The organism is Pseudomonas sp. PSPC3-2, assembly GCF_049897085.1.
In the GTDB taxonomy this organism is placed as follows: Bacteria; Pseudomonadota; Gammaproteobacteria; order Pseudomonadales; family Pseudomonadaceae; genus Aquipseudomonas; species Aquipseudomonas paraveronii.
In genome coordinates this window covers 73,386-88,208 of record NZ_JAFCVO010000008.1, presented here as the reverse complement: position 1 = coordinate 88,208, position 14,823 = coordinate 73,386, and the positions used below count along the sequence as shown (strand labels likewise).

Annotated in this window: 14 protein-coding genes; 5 read left to right on the top strand and 9 right to left on the bottom strand. The window is 58.8% G+C overall.

Going from position 1 to position 14,823, the window contains the following annotated elements; translation table 11 throughout:
* Positions 1-37: 37 nt before the first annotated feature.
* The 4 genes from ACP7CJ_RS14980 (at position 38) to ychF (ending at position 3,591) form a co-directional block, all read left to right on the top strand.
* Positions 38-979: a ribose-phosphate pyrophosphokinase gene (locus ACP7CJ_RS14980; protein ID WP_003208392.1), complete on the top strand. Its 942-nt coding sequence runs from the start codon at positions 38-40 to the stop codon at positions 977-979.
* A gap of 138 nt (positions 980-1,117) precedes the next feature.
* Positions 1,118-1,717, top strand: coding sequence for a 50S ribosomal protein L25/general stress protein Ctc (locus tag ACP7CJ_RS14975; RefSeq protein ID WP_247397494.1), 600 nt, complete (start codon positions 1,118-1,120; stop codon positions 1,715-1,717).
* A gap of 166 nt (positions 1,718-1,883) precedes the next feature.
* The gene (gene pth, locus ACP7CJ_RS14970; protein ID WP_017844407.1) at positions 1,884-2,468 is read left to right on the top strand and encodes an aminoacyl-tRNA hydrolase; all 585 of its coding nucleotides are present in this window, start codon (positions 1,884-1,886) and stop codon (positions 2,466-2,468) included.
* Positions 2,469-2,490: 22 nt separating this feature from the next.
* On the top strand, positions 2,491-3,591 hold the full coding sequence (gene ychF, locus ACP7CJ_RS14965; protein WP_426100761.1) for a redox-regulated ATPase YchF: 1,101 nt from the start codon (positions 2,491-2,493) through the stop codon (positions 3,589-3,591).
* Positions 3,592-3,665: 74 nt separating this feature from the next.
* Here ychF and ACP7CJ_RS14960 read toward each other — a convergent pair whose 3' ends face one another.
* The 9 genes from ACP7CJ_RS14960 to ACP7CJ_RS14920 form a co-directional block, all read right to left on the bottom strand.
* Positions 3,666-4,253, bottom strand: a complete 588-nt coding sequence (locus ACP7CJ_RS14960; protein WP_276196434.1) for a hypothetical protein — start codon at positions 4,251-4,253, stop codon at positions 3,666-3,668.
* A 3-nt stretch (positions 4,254-4,256) separates the two neighbouring features.
* On the bottom strand, positions 4,257-4,700 hold the full coding sequence (locus ACP7CJ_RS14955; protein WP_276196433.1) for a DUF3592 domain-containing protein: 444 nt from the start codon (positions 4,698-4,700) through the stop codon (positions 4,257-4,259).
* 171 nt (positions 4,701-4,871) lie between these two features.
* On the bottom strand, positions 4,872-6,284 hold the full coding sequence (locus ACP7CJ_RS14950; protein WP_426100763.1) for an aldehyde dehydrogenase family protein: 1,413 nt from the start codon (positions 6,282-6,284) through the stop codon (positions 4,872-4,874).
* 10 nt (positions 6,285-6,294) lie between these two features.
* The gene (locus ACP7CJ_RS14945) at positions 6,295-7,338 is read right to left on the bottom strand and encodes a homoserine dehydrogenase (RefSeq protein ID WP_276196431.1); all 1,044 of its coding nucleotides are present in this window, start codon (positions 7,336-7,338) and stop codon (positions 6,295-6,297) included.
* A gap of 176 nt (positions 7,339-7,514) precedes the next feature.
* Positions 7,515-7,952, bottom strand: coding sequence for an Lrp/AsnC family transcriptional regulator (locus ACP7CJ_RS14940; protein WP_276196430.1), 438 nt, complete (start codon positions 7,950-7,952; stop codon positions 7,515-7,517).
* A 22-nt stretch (positions 7,953-7,974) separates the two neighbouring features.
* Positions 7,975-9,354, bottom strand: a complete 1,380-nt coding sequence (gene thrC, locus ACP7CJ_RS14935) for a threonine synthase (RefSeq protein ID WP_276196429.1) — start codon at positions 9,352-9,354, stop codon at positions 7,975-7,977.
* Positions 9,355-9,370: 16 nt separating this feature from the next.
* On the bottom strand, positions 9,371-10,261 hold the full coding sequence (locus ACP7CJ_RS14930) for a LysR substrate-binding domain-containing protein (protein WP_276196428.1): 891 nt from the start codon (positions 10,259-10,261) through the stop codon (positions 9,371-9,373).
* 51 nt (positions 10,262-10,312) lie between these two features.
* The gene (locus ACP7CJ_RS14925; protein ID WP_276196427.1) at positions 10,313-11,743 is read right to left on the bottom strand and encodes an amino acid permease; all 1,431 of its coding nucleotides are present in this window, start codon (positions 11,741-11,743) and stop codon (positions 10,313-10,315) included.
* 151 nt (positions 11,744-11,894) lie between these two features.
* Positions 11,895-13,172, bottom strand: coding sequence for a cystathionine gamma-synthase family protein (locus ACP7CJ_RS14920; protein ID WP_276196426.1), 1,278 nt, complete (start codon positions 13,170-13,172; stop codon positions 11,895-11,897).
* A 560-nt stretch (positions 13,173-13,732) separates the two neighbouring features.
* On the opposite strand from ACP7CJ_RS14920, the gene ACP7CJ_RS14915 reads away from it, so the two are divergent.
* On the top strand, positions 13,733-14,659 hold the full coding sequence (locus tag ACP7CJ_RS14915; protein WP_276196425.1) for a sigma 54-interacting transcriptional regulator: 927 nt from the start codon (positions 13,733-13,735) through the stop codon (positions 14,657-14,659).
* The last annotated feature ends 164 nt before the right edge of the window (positions 14,660-14,823 follow it).

The window sequence follows — 14,823 nt, the reverse complement described above, 5'->3', positions numbered from 1 at the left end:
ACTCATCCAGGTTACCCTCAGCCTCTAGGTACTGCGCGTGTCCAAGATGATGGTCTTTACGGGGAACGCCAACCCCGATCTGGCTCGACGTGTCGTTCGTCAGCTGCATATCCCTCTCGGTGACATCTCTGTCGGTAAGTTCTCCGACGGCGAAATTACCGCCGAGATCAATGAAAACGTTCGCGGTAAAGACGTCTTCATTATTCAGCCGACCTGCGCTCCGACCAACGATAACCTGATGGAACTCGTCGTGATGGCTGATGCCTTCCGCCGCTCCTCAGCGACTCGAATCACAGCTGTAATCCCTTACTTTGGTTATGCCCGTCAGGATCGCCGTCCGCGTTCCGCACGTGTGGCTATCAGCGCGAAAGTCGTGGCTGACATGCTCACCGTGGTAGGCATCGACCGTGTTCTCACGGTTGACCTGCACGCTGACCAAATCCAGGGGTTCTTCGATATTCCGGTAGATAACATCTACGGCTCCCCCGTATTGGTGGATGACATCGAAGACCAGCGCTTTGAAAACCTGATGATCGTGTCCCCGGACATTGGTGGCGTCGTGCGTGCACGGGCTGTTGCCAAATCCTTGGGCGTTGATCTCGGGATCATCGACAAACGCCGCGAGAAAGCCAATCACTCTGAAGTGATGCATATCATCGGTGATGTCGAAGGGCGTACCTGTATTCTGGTTGATGACATGGTCGACACCGCCGGCACCCTGTGCCACGCGGCTAAAGCCTTGAAAGAGCACGGTGCGGCAAAAGTCTTCGCCTACTGCACGCACCCTGTGCTGTCGGGCCGAGCGATCGAGAACATCGAGAACTCAATGCTGGACGAACTGGTGGTGACCAACACCATCCCGTTGTCCGCTGCTGCTCAAGCCTGTTCGCGTATCCGTCAACTGGATATCGCACCGGTAGTTGCCGAAGCGGTTCGCCGCATCAGTAACGAAGAATCGATCAGTGCGATGTTCCGTTAAGGGTCAAACCAACGGATCACCTCACTGACGAAAAGCGCCCCGCCCCAGCATATTGTTGGGGCGGGGCTTTTTTGCCCATATCGCCTTTAGCGCTGGTCGCAAACGCTGGGGCGAATGTGGTTATTTTGGAGATACAACATGAACGAATTTATTCTGAATGCTGAAGTGCGTTCCGACCTGGGGAAAGGTGCGAGCCGCCGCCTGCGTCGTCTCGCAAGCCTGGTTCCAGCTGTAGTTTACGGTGGCGAAAAAGCCCCTGAATCCATCAGCATGCTGGCTAAAGAAGTTGCCAAACTGCTGGAAAACGATGCGGCCTACAGCCACATCATCTCGCTGAACATCGGCGGCACCAAGCAGAACGTCATCATCAAGGCGCTGCAACGTCACCCAGCTAAAGGCCACGTGCTGCACGCTGACTTCGTTCGCGTCGTTGCCGGCCAGAAACTGACCGCCATCGTGCCTGTGCACTTTGTTGGTGAAGAAGCTCCGATCAAGAAAGGCGGCGAAGTTTCGCACGTTGTTGCCGAGATCGAAGTGACCTGCCTGCCGAAAGACCTGCCTGAGTTCATCGAAGTCGACCTGTCGGCTATGGAAATCGGCGAAATCATCCACCTGTCCGACCTCAAAGCCCCTAAAGGCGTTGAGTTTGTCGCACTGGTTCACGGTGATGACAAAGCGGTTGCCAACGTTCACGCTCCACGCGTTGCTCCAGAAGCTGAAGAAGGCGCTGCAGAGTAATTCACTCTGTATTGCCGGAGCTTGAGGAAACATCGCGGACCGAAACGTAGCGAGAAAGCGGGCGATAACGCGGCGTTTACTCTTGAGTAAATGATCTCTTGTCGTCCACTTTCGCCGCACTCAGGTCGGCAATGTTATCCACAACTCCAAAGGAAGGGCCCCTGTCGTGACTGCCATTAAACTGATCGTTGGCCTGGGAAATCCAGGCGCCGAATACGAACAGACCCGGCATAACGCGGGGGCCCTTTTTGTTGAGCGCATCGCCCACGCCCAAGGTGTAAACCTGGTGGCCGATCGCAAGTATTTCGGCCTGACCGGACGCTTTTCGCATCAGGGTCAGGATGTTCGTCTGTTGATTCCCACCACCTACATGAACCGCAGCGGCCAGGCTGTCGCGGCGCTTGCGGGGTTCTTCCGGATCAAACCCGAAGAGATCCTGGTGGCCCATGACGAACTGGACCTGCCACCCGGCGTTGCCAAGCTCAAGCAAGGCGGCGGGCATGGCGGGCACAATGGCCTGCGCGACATCATCGCGCAGTTGGGCAATCAGAATACCTTTTACCGCCTGCGGCTCGGCATTGGCCACCCAGGCGTTGCCAGTATGGTTTCAAATTTCGTCCTGGGTCGTGCGCCACGCGCCGAACAGGAAAAACTCGATGCCTGCATCGATTTTGCCCTCGGCGTGCTGCCGGATATCCTCGCCGGGGAATGGAACCGCGCGATGAAAAACCTGCACAGCCAGAAGGCCTGACTCTTTTCCGAGGGGAAACACCATGGGATTCAATTGCGGCATCGTCGGCCTGCCCAACGTCGGCAAATCCACCCTGTTCAACGCGCTGACCAAGTCCGGTATTGCGGCGGAGAACTTCCCCTTCTGCACCATCGAACCCAACACGGGTATCGTGCCGATGCCGGATACGCGCCTGGATGCACTGGCGCTGATCGTCAACCCCAAGCGCGTCCTGCCGACCACCATGGAATTCGTCGACATCGCCGGCCTGGTGGCCGGTGCGTCGAAAGGCGAAGGCCTGGGTAACAAGTTCCTGGCCAACATCCGCGAAACCGATGCCATCGCCCACGTGGTCCGCTGCTTTGAAGACGAGAACGTGATTCACGTCTCCAACAGCGTCGACCCGAAACGCGACATCGAGATCATCGACCTGGAACTGATCTTCGCCGACCTCGACAGCTGCGAGAAGCAACTGCAGAAAGTTGCGCGTAACGCCAAGGGTGGCGACAAGGACGCCGTGGTCCAGAAAGGCCTGCTGGAGCAACTGATCGCTCACTTCACTGTGGGCAAGCCGGCACGCAGCCTGATGAAGACCATGAGCGCTGACGAGAAGGCCGTGGTCAAGGGCTTCCACCTGCTGACCACCAAGCCGGTGATGTACATCGCCAACGTCGCGGAAGACGGCTTCGAGAACAACCCGCTGCTCGACGTGGTCAAGGCCATCGCCGACGAAGAAGGCGCGATCGTGGTGCCGGTGTGCAACAAGATCGAAGCAGAAATCGCCGAGCTCGATGACGGCGAAGAAAAGGACATGTTCCTCGAGGCCCTGGGCCTGGAAGAGCCTGGCCTGAACCGCGTGATCCGCGCCGGTTACGAAATGCTCAGCCTGCAAACCTACTTCACCGCCGGTGTCGAAGAAGTCCGCGCCTGGACCGTCAAGGTCGGCGCCACCGCGCCACAGGCTGCCGGCGTGATCCACACCGACTTTGAAAAAGGCTTTATCCGCGCCGAAGTGATCGCCTACAACGACTTCATCCAGTACAAGGGTGAAGCCGGTGCAAAGGAAGCCGGGAAATGGCGCCTGGAAGGTAAGGAATATATCGTCAAAGATGGCGATGTGATGCACTTCCGCTTCAACGTCTAAGCGTTGTCGGAATCAAAGAAGCCGCGTTTATTCGCGGCTTTTTTGTGGGCGCTATATCGACCCGCTCTGCGCGACTAGAACAGATAGCCCATGCTGATCACGGCGCCACCACCGGCCTGCACGCCAGCGTTCATGCCGGCCATGACTACCGCGCCCTTGGCCGACTGCAGCAACTGCCGGTTGACCGTGGCGGAGGCAATGAGCGAGGTCGCCGGGTTGGAGCTTAGAACCGCCGCCAACGCGAGCAGCTTGGGATCAAGCCCGAACAAAAGCGCCATGGCCGAACCGCCGACCACCAGCCCCGCCCCCACTTCGGTATACAGGCAAGGCCCGGTGATGTCGTCACTGGTCAGGTCACGGCCGACCAGGGCGTCGCTGACAAACACCATGCCAGTGCTGGGAAAAGCCTCCGCCGCACCGGCTGCCGCTACGCTCTTACCCTTGACCTGGATATTGATCTTGCCGAAACGCGGCAGGCGCGCGCCAAATCCGATCCCCACTCCGACGCCGCCGTAGCGGTAGCTGACGTTCTCGCCCTGGGGCGAACGCAGGATGATCGAACCGCCACTGCCGGCCACCAGGGCTACGGTCAGACCGCCACCGCTTGCGGTCTGATACTGCCAGCGACTGGCATTGAGTGGGATCGGGATGTTGTAGCTCATCGTTCAAAGTCCTTTATGTGAATGAACTGCGCCGCGACCGCGCGGACGGATGCCCCTTAACAGGCCGGCAAGGGTGAACAGCAGCCCTATACAACCAAGTAACCCGGGAGTGGCCCACAGTGCGGCAGGGGTATCGACCATGGCGCTACTGGCCGGCTGCTCGGGCAGGTAATACACCCGCACCGGCTGACCCTGCTGATAGCCAAAAATAAAGCCGCCCTGGGGGTAGGAAATCTTTTCACCACTGCGGGTGGTGAAGGCGATCTCGGGATGCGAACCACCGGCATTCAAGCGACTGACGATGCCATCGGCGGTCTGTGCGTGGGCGAGGAATTCGCGTCGTTCAAGCGTGAGATTGACAGCAATGCCCAACAAGCTGATACCAATCAGGGCAAAGAGCAGCCCCTGAAGCATCTTCCCGAGGCGTGACGGGGTGAGGTTAGCCATGGCTTGTCTCGGTATTCGTCCATGAAAGAGGGCAGCCAGGATAACAAGAACCACCGGGAGGTGCCCGTGCGACGCGGCAGATAATGCATGGCTAATGCTAGAAAAATGCATTGGGCGGGTGACCAGACCTTCCCAATGCCAAACGACCTGATTTTATTTGCCGTGAATCGCTTAACCCAAGGTGTTCAGACACACCACTTTGGGCTGGGTCATTTCCTCATAGGCAAAGCGCACGCCTTCCCGGCCGAGGCTGCCGTACTTGGAGCCGCCAAACGGCATCGCATCAAAACGATAGTCGGACGAGTCGTTGATCATCACGCCACCCGCCTCGATCCGCCGCGCCGCACTCATCGCCGTCGCCAGGTCATTGGTGAAGATCCCCGCGTGCAGGCTGTATTCGGGTTCATTGGCCAACGCGATGGCCTCCTCGAAGGTTTCGAAAGGCTGCAACACGACCACTGGGGCAAACACTTCGTTGCGCCACAGGCGACTGGCATGATCGACGTTTTCCAGCACGGTGGCGGCGTAGCACGGGCCCTGGCGCCGGTGGCCGCAAAGTAACCGGGCACCTTCCTTCAACGCTTCGTTTACCACCTGCTCGGCATTCTGCGCCGCTTGGGGGGTAATCATCGGGCCGATGTCGGTGCTGGCAAGCAATGGGTCGCCGGTCACCAGTTTCTGCGCCAGGCTGACGAAGTGCTCGCGGAACAGCTCGTAGATCGACGCCTGGATCAGCAGGCGCTGAGTGCCGATGCAGTTCTGTCCCGCCGCCCAGAAGGCCCCGGACAGGCAACTGTCGACGGCGGCCGCAAGGTTGCAGTCCGCCATGACGATCACCGGCGCATTGCCGCCCAAGTCCATGGCGAGCTTCTTCAGGCCGGCCGTGCAGGCAATTTGCTCGCCGGTGACGAAGCCGCCAGTAAAGGAAATCATCCGCACCTCACGGCAGGCGACCAAGGCCTTGGCCAATTCCGCGCCGCCGGTGGCGACGGTGACCACCGACTCGGGCAACCCGGCCTCAACCAGATACGAGACCAATTTGATCGCCGACAACGGCGCCAGCTCAGACGGTTTGAGAATCAGCGCGTTGCCGCCGGCAATGGCCGGACCGAGCTTGTGCGCCACCAGATTCAATGGATCGTTGTACGGGGTGATCGCGACGATCAGGCCCAGCGGCTCGCGAGAGAACCAGCCCTGGCGCGACTCGGAGCCCTCATAGGCATCGAACGGCACCACTTCCCCGGCATTGCGCCTGGCCTCTTCGGCAGAAAGTTTGAGGGTGTTGACGCAGCGTTTGACCTCTTTTTCCGCCTGCTTGAGGGTCTTGCCGGCTTCTTCGACAATCAGCCGGGCAAATGCCGGGGCATCGCGTTCGATGTGCAAGGCGGCCTGTTCGAGAATGCGTGCCCGACGATGACGCGGCAGTGCGGCGCAGGCTTGCGCACCGCTGCGACCCTGCACCAGCAACTGCGGAACCTGCGATGCACAAACATCCGCGACGGTCCCGACAACGGTCCCGTCAAAGGGGTTGAAGACTTCGATGTGCGGCGCCACGGCAGCCAGCGCAAGACTCGATAGATTCACAGGCGTTCTCCTAGTTGTGCGCAACAGACTGATGGATGCTGATGATGTCCGACAGCAACGCAAACGCTGTTTCCGTGCGCCCAGCTCCCGGCCCCGAAACCGTCACCGCGCCGAGCAGATCGGTGGCGAACGACACGGCATTGGTGGCGCCGCAAATAGCGGCCAGCGGATGATCATGGTTCAACCGGCGCGGCTCGACACTGGCACTGACCGAACCATCGGCATGCCGCGTAGCCGCGCCGATCAGCTTCCAGCGTGCCCCGTCCTGCCGGGCTTTTTCGATGTCGCCAAGGCCGAGTGAGGCAATCCCGCTGCAACTGACATCGTTGACGTTCAGCTTGGCGTCCAGCAGCTCGTTGGCCAGAATCACCACCTTCAGACGCACATCGTGCCCCTCGACATCCGCCGTTGGGTCGGCTTCGGCATACCCCAATGCCTGTGCCTCGCTGACCGCCTCGGCAAAACCCAGGCCGCCTTCCATGCGGGTCAGGACGAAGTTGGATGTGCCATTGAGAATCCCCTCGAAACCGACAACCGAACTGCCCGCCAGCAACTGCCTAGCCAGGCGGATCACCGGTGTGCCGCTCATCACCGAACCTTCGTATTCAAAGGCGACGTTATTGCGCTGGGCCAGGTCTTTCAGCTCGCCACCGTGCAGGGCAATCGGCCCCTTGTTGGTGGTGACCACATGTTTGCCGTTCTCCAGCGCCCAGCGGCAGAACGAAGTCGCCGGCTCGCCATCCACCGGGTTGGTAAAGGTCGCTTCGGCAATGATGTCCGCACCGGACTCTTTGATCACCGCTTCGTTGAGGGCATCGGCTTCGCCACCCGGCAGTTGCGCGAAGGCCCCCTTGACCGCCGGAAGATTGGCCAGCAGCGCGGCATCCAAGCCGTCGCGACCGATCACCGAACCGAGGAACAGATCAGTGACGCCGACGATTTTCAGGGTAAAACCCAGTTCGTTTTTCCAGCTGTCGTTACGTTCGGCAATCAGCTGAGCCAACGCCCGGTTGACACCACCGAAGCCGACCAGCGCCAGTTTGTATTCAGTCATATTCTTATTGCCCTTGATCTGGGTGATGGGTTGTTGGCACTAGATTAGGCACACGCCCTCGGCAGTGAAATATGCCAATTTGCTCTATTTCATGGGCGTTTTGACCAGTGCCTGGGCAAAGCGTCCGGGCATAAAAAAAGCCAACCGACGTTGACTTTTTCACAGCAAAAAACCGGCTAGACGACAGACGATAAAACGAATGAAGTCACCGTGTTTTCCACTCCCGGCAGCGCGGAGATTTCATTCCAGACCTTATGCACCCGCTCCGGGCTCGCAGCGCCGACGCGCAGCATCAGGTCGAACTCGCCGCTCATGACATCGCACCCGATGACTTCCGGTATTGCCTGCAAAGCCTGCAGCACATCCGCGCCGCGCATGCGGTCGTAGCGATAGACAAAAATCACCGCATTGATGCTCGAAGAGGCTTGTCGCCCCTCCCCCGTGCGCAGCGTATAACCCTGTATCGCACCGTCGCGCTCGAGCCGTTCGATCCGTTGGCGCACGGCATTGCGCGACAGATTGACCTTGGTCGCCAGCTCGGCGTGGGCCGCCCGGGCATTGAGCCGCAGCTCAGCGATGATACGTTCATCGAGCGGGTCCAGAATGCGCTTCACGTGACCTCCTGGTGCAACGCCGTCACAGCGCGCCGAGCAACTGATGGATGGTGTCGAGGTCGTCCGGTTGAATCCGGTAATGCTGTGCCGGGCCCTGCTCCACGAGCGGGCTGTTTGGCGCCGGCGCGCCGATCCCCAATTCGCCGAGCAGCACGGCCGATTTGGCCGGTGAGATTTCCCCCAGGGTGACCATCGGCGCGACCAGGCTGCGGCGGTACAGTCGAGCGGCCAGGACGCCGGTGGCGGTGTGAGGATCAATGACGTAACCGGTGTCACGGTACAGCGAGGTCATTTCCTCCAGGGTTTCGTCATCGCTGACTGCGTAGGAGTCGATGATCATCCGCGCCTGCAACCAGCACTCGTTGGCGATGGTCATCTCGCCGCTGGATTCGAACGCGGCCATCAGCGCGCTCACCGCCTGATCGTCATGCCCGTAGAGCTCCCAGAGGAAACGTTCAAGGTTGGAAAAAATCGACAGGTCCATGGCCGGCGACAGCGTCTTGTTGGTTCGCAACCTGGAGTAGTGGTTCTTCAGAAACAACTGATGCAACGCGTCGTTCTGATTGGTCGCAACGATCATCTGGGTGATCGGCAGGCCCATTTTCTGCGCAATGTAACCGGCATAGACCTCGGCAAAACTCGCGGCGGGCACGCTGAAACCAATCAGACGCTGAGCCCCTCCCAGTTGCAGCACGGCGTGGAAATAAAACACCAGTTGCGCCAACACACTGACCCAGTTGCTGGAGTTGAAACTGATTGCCTCGTGCTGCGTGCATGGCCACTGCCGGAACAGCCGGTTCACGATGGTCTGGCACTCATCGAAGCTACCGTTGACGGCGAACGTGTGGACATTCGGGTGAGCCACCGCCTGCAGATGCTGCAACTGATTCTGTGGTACGCCGGACGCCGGATAGAACACCACCACGACGCTGTCGTCACAGTGCTTGAACGCCTCGATGGCCGCCAGCCCGGTATCACCGTTGGTAGCGCCGAGCACCACCGCGCGGCGCTGGCGTTTGTGCAGAAAATACTGCACCAACTGCGCCTGCAACTGGGCGGCAAAATCCTTCGAGGAACCGGTAGGCCCGTGGAACAGCTCCAGCACCCATTCGTTGCGGTCGACCTGATGCAAGGGCGCCACGGAGCGATGACTGAAGCGGCGGCTCGCCTCTTTGAGCATGCGCTTGAGATCCACGTCAGGGATGGCCCGCCCCACAAACGGACTCATGACCCGATAGGCCAGTTCGTCATAGGCCAAGATCGACCAATTGGCCATGTCCTGGGGTTCGAACAGCGGCAACTCGAAGGGCACGAACAGTCCGCCGTCCTCGGCAATACCGGATAACACGACCTTTTCAAAATCGACCTGCGTGGCCGAATTTCGTGTACTCACATAGTGCATGGTTGGCTCCGGCCATTCATTTATAACGATGGGCCTGCTCGACCAGCCAGGTAGAAAACATGACCGCGTCGGGATGCTGGTCGGCCCCCGAACCGCGTACCAGATAAAACGATTCGCTGGCTTCGATGCGCTGGGCGAAGGGTTCAACCAGACGCCCGTCCTGGAGCATCTCGTCGACCATCGAGGAGCGGGCCAGGGCAATCCCCTGCCCCAACTCGGCCATGCGCAAGGTGCAGATCAGCGTGTCGAACTGCATGCCGGTCGACGAATCGACGGTGTCCGCTCCGACCATGTTCAACCAGTAACCCCAGCCCTCTTCGTAACCCAGAACATGTAGCAACGGATGCTGGGCCACGTCGGCCGCGACCTTCAGCGGCGAGCGCGCCATCAGGGCGGGCGAGCAGACCGGAAACAAGGTGTCCCAGGTCAGCCGTTGCGAGACCAGGCCGGGCCATTGACCATGACCCCAGCGAATTTCCATATCGTCTTCGCCATCCAGCTCCTTGACCCAAATGTTGCTGATATAGCGGATGTAGACATGGGGATGGGCCTGACGAAAGTCGACCAGTTTGGGCGCCAGCCAATGGACGAAAAACGCCAGGCTGCCACGCACCTTGATCGGCCGGCGTTTGTGCTGGCCAAAAATCTCGTTGGTCCCCACCGCCAGCCGAGTGATCGCATCCTGCACCACCGGCAGATAGGCTTGGCCTTCCTCGGTCAGCCCCAAGCCACGGGGCAAGCGCTTGAACAGCGCCACCCCCAGATGGCTTTCCAATTGGCGGATCTGCTGGCTGACCGCGCCCTGGGTCAAAAACAGTTCCTCGGCGGCGTGGGTAAAGTTCAGACAGCGGGCAGACACCTCGAATGCCCGCAGCCAGTTCAATGGGGGTAACGGCTTTTGCTTCATGGTCTGGACCTCATTGACGCCCCCCGCACCGAGCACGCTTGCCCACCCTGTCTAGAATGCATCGGACGGTTGTGCCAAGGGGGCAAGCGACAAGCGTCGCTCGCGGCTCTTGCGGGTAATGTAATACACGAAGTAGCACCAGGCGATGAATGGCAAACCGAAGTACAGCGCCACCCGCTGCTCGGGGTCGAAAGCGATCCCGACGCAGGCCAGGCTGCAGCAGACCAGCGCTCCCAGAGGCACCCACGGATAACCCCGGACGCGGAACTTGAGGTCGCGGACATCACCGCCATTGGCCACATAGTGACGGCGGAACGCGATCTGGCTCGCGGCGATGCTCATCCACACCACCACGACCGCCAGCCCGGAAATCGACACCAGCGCCAGGTAGACGGTGTCAGCGGCAAACACGCTACTGAGCAACGAGGCGCCGCCGCCGAACATGCTCAATACGATGGCATTCAACGGCGTCCCCATGCGGGTCAGGTTAGAGAACTGCTTAGGCAGGTGGCCCTGGTCGCTTAAGGTCCAGAGCATCCGCGAGGCCGCGTACAACCCGGAGTTGGCCGCAGACAACAGCGCCGTGATGATCACGAAGTTCATGATGTCGGCGGAGTAAGGAATGCCGATGTAGGTGAACACCGTGACAAACGGGCTCTCCACCAAACCGGCCTGCTCGCGGGGCAACAGCGTCGCCAGGACGAAGATGGTGCCGACGAAAAAGATCGCCAGACGCAACACGGTCGTGCGAATGGCCCGCGGCACATTGCGCTGAGGGTCCTTGGTTTCACCGGCAGCGATACCGATCAACTCCGTACCGGAGAAGGCGAAGGACACCGCCAACAGGGTCATGGCAATCGACATGAAACCGGTGGGGAACAAGCCCTCGCGGGTGAAGTTACCCAGGCCAGTGCTGTGCGCCTGATCGATATGCAACAGGCCGAGAATCGCCCCGCCGCCGATGATCAGGAACACCACCACCGTCACTACTTTGATCAAGGACAACCAGAACTCGGTCTCGGCAAACAAACGCACCGAGATCACGTTGGTCAGGAACACCACGCCAGCGAACAGCGCACTCCAGATCCACACCGGCGTGTCCGGGAACCAGCGCACCATGAGGATACCGGCGGCGGTGAATTCCGAGCCGATGGCCACGGTCCACGTCAGCCAATACAGCCAGGCCACGGTGTAGCCGGTACCCGGGCCGAGAAAGCGCGTGGCGTAGGTGCTGAAGGAGCCGGTTTCCGGCATCTGCACCGCCAACTCGCCCAGGCACATCATGACCATGTAGACCATGAGTGCGCCGATGATGTAAGCAATGACCGCACCTAACGGACCGGCCTGGTTAACGGTGTATCCGGACGTGAGAAACAGCCCGGTACCAATCACGCCGCCCAATGCCAACATGACAATATGGCGCGTCTGCATTTCCTGTTTGAAACCGGCACGCGGGTTGAGTTGTTGCTCTTCTATGGACATGGTTGTTCTCATGAAAGGTGGCAAGGCACGCCTTAACGTCTGCGTAGAGTTACGGGGCAGAGTCAAAAAATGTCGCCACTGGGTTTTATTATTATTCCGCTTCATGAACGCCTCACTGACGGCCCTGTCGTGAGGGAGTAACGTTAAAACTTCAACTGGCTACCTCAGTGCACGGTTCATTGATTGAGGGCTGATTGCTTGCTGGTAGCTGTTCATCCCGTGAATGCCTGACAAAGGCAAACGCCTGCTGCAGATCGTCGAGCAAATCATCGGTGTCTTCGATGCCGACGGAGACGCGTACCAGCCCTTCGGAGATCCCCAGGGCCAGACGTTCCTCCAGCGTGTTTTCCACATGGCTGGTGGTCCGAGCCGGGCCGTAAATGGTTTCCACCGCACCCAGATTGCCCGCGCAGTGAGCAAAGCGCAGGCGCGGCAACAGCACCTTGACCGTGTCCATGCCACCGACCAGGACAAAACTGACGATGGCGCCGAAACCGGACATTTGCGCACACGCCACGGCGTGGTTCGGATGGCGGGGCAAGCCGGGATAATTCACCGACGCCACCAACGGTTCGGTGCAAAGGAACTCTGCCAGGGCGCGGGCACTGTGTTGCTGCTGACGCAGACGCAGCACCAGGGTTTTCATGCCGCGGATGATCATGTAGGCCGAGAAGGGATCGAGCGTCGCACCGTTGATTTCGCGGTAATGACGCACCTTTTCCATCAACGATTCGCTGCCACATACCAGGCCACCGAGCACATCGCCATGGCCACTGAGGAACTTGGTCGCGCTGTGGATAACCACGTCCACGCCCAGCGCCAGCGGGTTTTGATTCAGCGGCGTGGCGAAGGTGTTGTCCGCCACCACCACGGCACCGACGCGCTTGGCCGCAGCCACCAGACGCTGGATATCGAGGATTTTCAGGGTCGGGTTGGTCGGTGTTTCCAGGTACACCAACTGGCAGCCTTTGGCGATTTCACGCTCGATCTCCTCGTGATCGAACGTCTCGCACAAGCTCACCGCCACACCCATGCGCGGCAGGAACTCTTCGAAAATCTTGTTGGTGCCGCCATAGCTGTCCTTAGTGGACACCACACGATTGCCGTGGGCCAGGAAGGTGTAAAGCACACTGCTGATCGCCGCCATGCCACTGCTGAAGGCCACGGCGGACTCGGCATTTTCCAACTCGCGGATTTTTGCTTCGAGGGTCTCGACCGTCGGGTTGCTCATGCGACTGTAGATAAAGCCCGGAGCCTTGCCCAGAGCAACGTCGTACCAGACGTCGATGTCGTCGTAACCGTAAGCGGCACTGACCACGATAGGTGTTTGAGTGGCATTGTAGGGGTGCCTGACTTGCTCCCCTGCCCAGACCGCTCGGGTCCCCGCTCCGGCATTTTCAAGCCTTGCGCTGTCAGGTTTATTGTTCATTAAGACGGCTCGCACTGAGTGTGGTGAATGGTGAGTCATTAACCGGATCTGGCGGCCAATATATTGAAAAGCCGTGCGCCCGAGAAACGATGTTATCGGTGCCAAAGGGCTGTTTTTTTTAATGGCTATCAATGTGCGGAGTGAGGAGGGCCAGCCCGGGTGAGTTTTTGTGCAGGTAGAGGGCTGTCTAGCCGGTTCATTTAACGTGCAAACGTTGATTGCGGTAGAAGCCGCGCTATAAAGGGCGATGCATCAATAGATGCGAAACATCGCCACACATTATAAAACAACAAGAATTTTAGAACACAGACCGCAACATATCTGCACACCCATCAAACTTCCCAACTATTCTTCATCACTCTAAGATTTATCTTACGCTAACAACGGGCAACTACCCCAAGCAGCCCTTGCAACTTTAAAGTTCTTGCGATTCAAATACCCGACCGCCTCTACTGCTCAAGCAGCGCATCATGACAACACTAAGGTTTCCTGTTTAACTGCGTGCCGGCCCATAGGTTAATAGCCCTCCTGAAGTGGCAACAGTATCGGAGCACAACACTATGTCGACGCTCTGCGAAAACGCTCCTATAACGGACATGGCGTTTAGCGATTGCCCGGTCATCGAAATGACGGTCAACAACACGGCCGTTCTCGATATCGACATTCTGCTATTGGGAGAAACCGGCACAGGTAAAGATACGTTGGCGCAACGCATACACCACCTGTCCCGTCGCAAAGGAAACTTCGTTGCAGTTAACTGTGCAGCCATCCCGGAAACCCTTGCCGAAAGCCAATTGTTCGGCGTCAACAGCGGCGCCTATACGGGCGCCATGCAATCGCGGGCGGGGTTTGTCGAAGCCGCCCATCTGGGCACCCTCTACCTCGACGAAATCGACAGCATGCCGCTGTCACTGCAAGCCAAGCTGTTACGTGTATTGGAGTCGCGCGGGGTCGAACGCCTGGGTTCCACACGATTTATCCCGGTAGACATGCGTGTAATCGCATCGGCCCAGCAAGCCTTGCACGACATGGTCGAGCAAGGCACCTTCCGACGCGACCTCTACTTTCGCCTGAATGTCGTCAATATCCACCTTCCGGCCTTGCGGGATCGACGAGAGCGGATTATTCCCTTGTTCCTGAGCATGATTGAGCAAGAGGCCGAGCACTTCCGGCTCGCCGCCCCCTCGCCACCCGGCAAGCAGTTATTACAACAACTGCTGTGCCATCCATGGAAAGGCAACGTGCGCGAGCTGCGCTCGACGGCCAAGCGTTTCGTATTGGGCCTGCCACCGCTCTCAGCAGCGGTAATAAACCGACACGACCTTGAAATGAACCTAAAGACGCGATTACAACAGATGGAAAAATCGCTGATTGAAGAGTCGCTTCGTCAACACGACCACTGTGTGGATAGTGTGGCAATAGCGTTAGGTGTCGCCAAGCGAACGCTCTACCACCGAATAAAGCATTTGGGAATATCACTAAGCTAAGACCCCACGCCCCGACTGAACGCAATTACATCTTTTGAAACATACCCTCCCGCAACACATGGAACGCATGAACCACTTGAGCCACATACGTTATGGAACAGCGATATAGGTATGCAACCGCGTTTTTTATATATCGCTGAATCTAGTGAGACTAACGTTAAGTA

Excerpts from the sequence above, each read along its gene's own strand:
- thrC (WP_276196429.1), bottom strand. The coding sequence starts at position 9,354 with ATGCACTATGTGAGTACACGAAATTCGGCCACGCAGGTCGATTTTGAA.
- ACP7CJ_RS14945 (WP_276196431.1), bottom strand. The coding sequence starts at position 7,338 with ATGACTGAATACAAACTGGCGCTGGTCGGCTTCGGTGGTGTCAACCGG.
- ACP7CJ_RS14930 (WP_276196428.1), bottom strand. The coding sequence starts at position 10,261 with ATGAAGCAAAAGCCGTTACCCCCATTGAACTGGCTGCGGGCATTCGAG.
- ACP7CJ_RS14960 (WP_276196434.1), bottom strand. The coding sequence starts at position 4,253 with ATGAGCTACAACATCCCGATCCCACTCAATGCCAGTCGCTGGCAGTAT.
- ACP7CJ_RS14975 (WP_247397494.1), top strand. The coding sequence starts at position 1,118 with ATGAACGAATTTATTCTGAATGCTGAAGTGCGTTCCGACCTGGGGAAA.
- ACP7CJ_RS14920 (WP_276196426.1), bottom strand. The coding sequence starts at position 13,172 with ATGAACAATAAACCTGACAGCGCAAGGCTTGAAAATGCCGGAGCGGGG.
- ACP7CJ_RS14915 (WP_276196425.1), top strand. The coding sequence starts at position 13,733 with ATGTCGACGCTCTGCGAAAACGCTCCTATAACGGACATGGCGTTTAGC.
- ychF (WP_426100761.1), top strand. The coding sequence starts at position 2,491 with ATGGGATTCAATTGCGGCATCGTCGGCCTGCCCAACGTCGGCAAATCC.
- ACP7CJ_RS14925 (WP_276196427.1), bottom strand. The coding sequence starts at position 11,743 with ATGTCCATAGAAGAGCAACAACTCAACCCGCGTGCCGGTTTCAAACAG.
- ACP7CJ_RS14955 (WP_276196433.1), bottom strand. The coding sequence starts at position 4,700 with ATGGCTAACCTCACCCCGTCACGCCTCGGGAAGATGCTTCAGGGGCTG.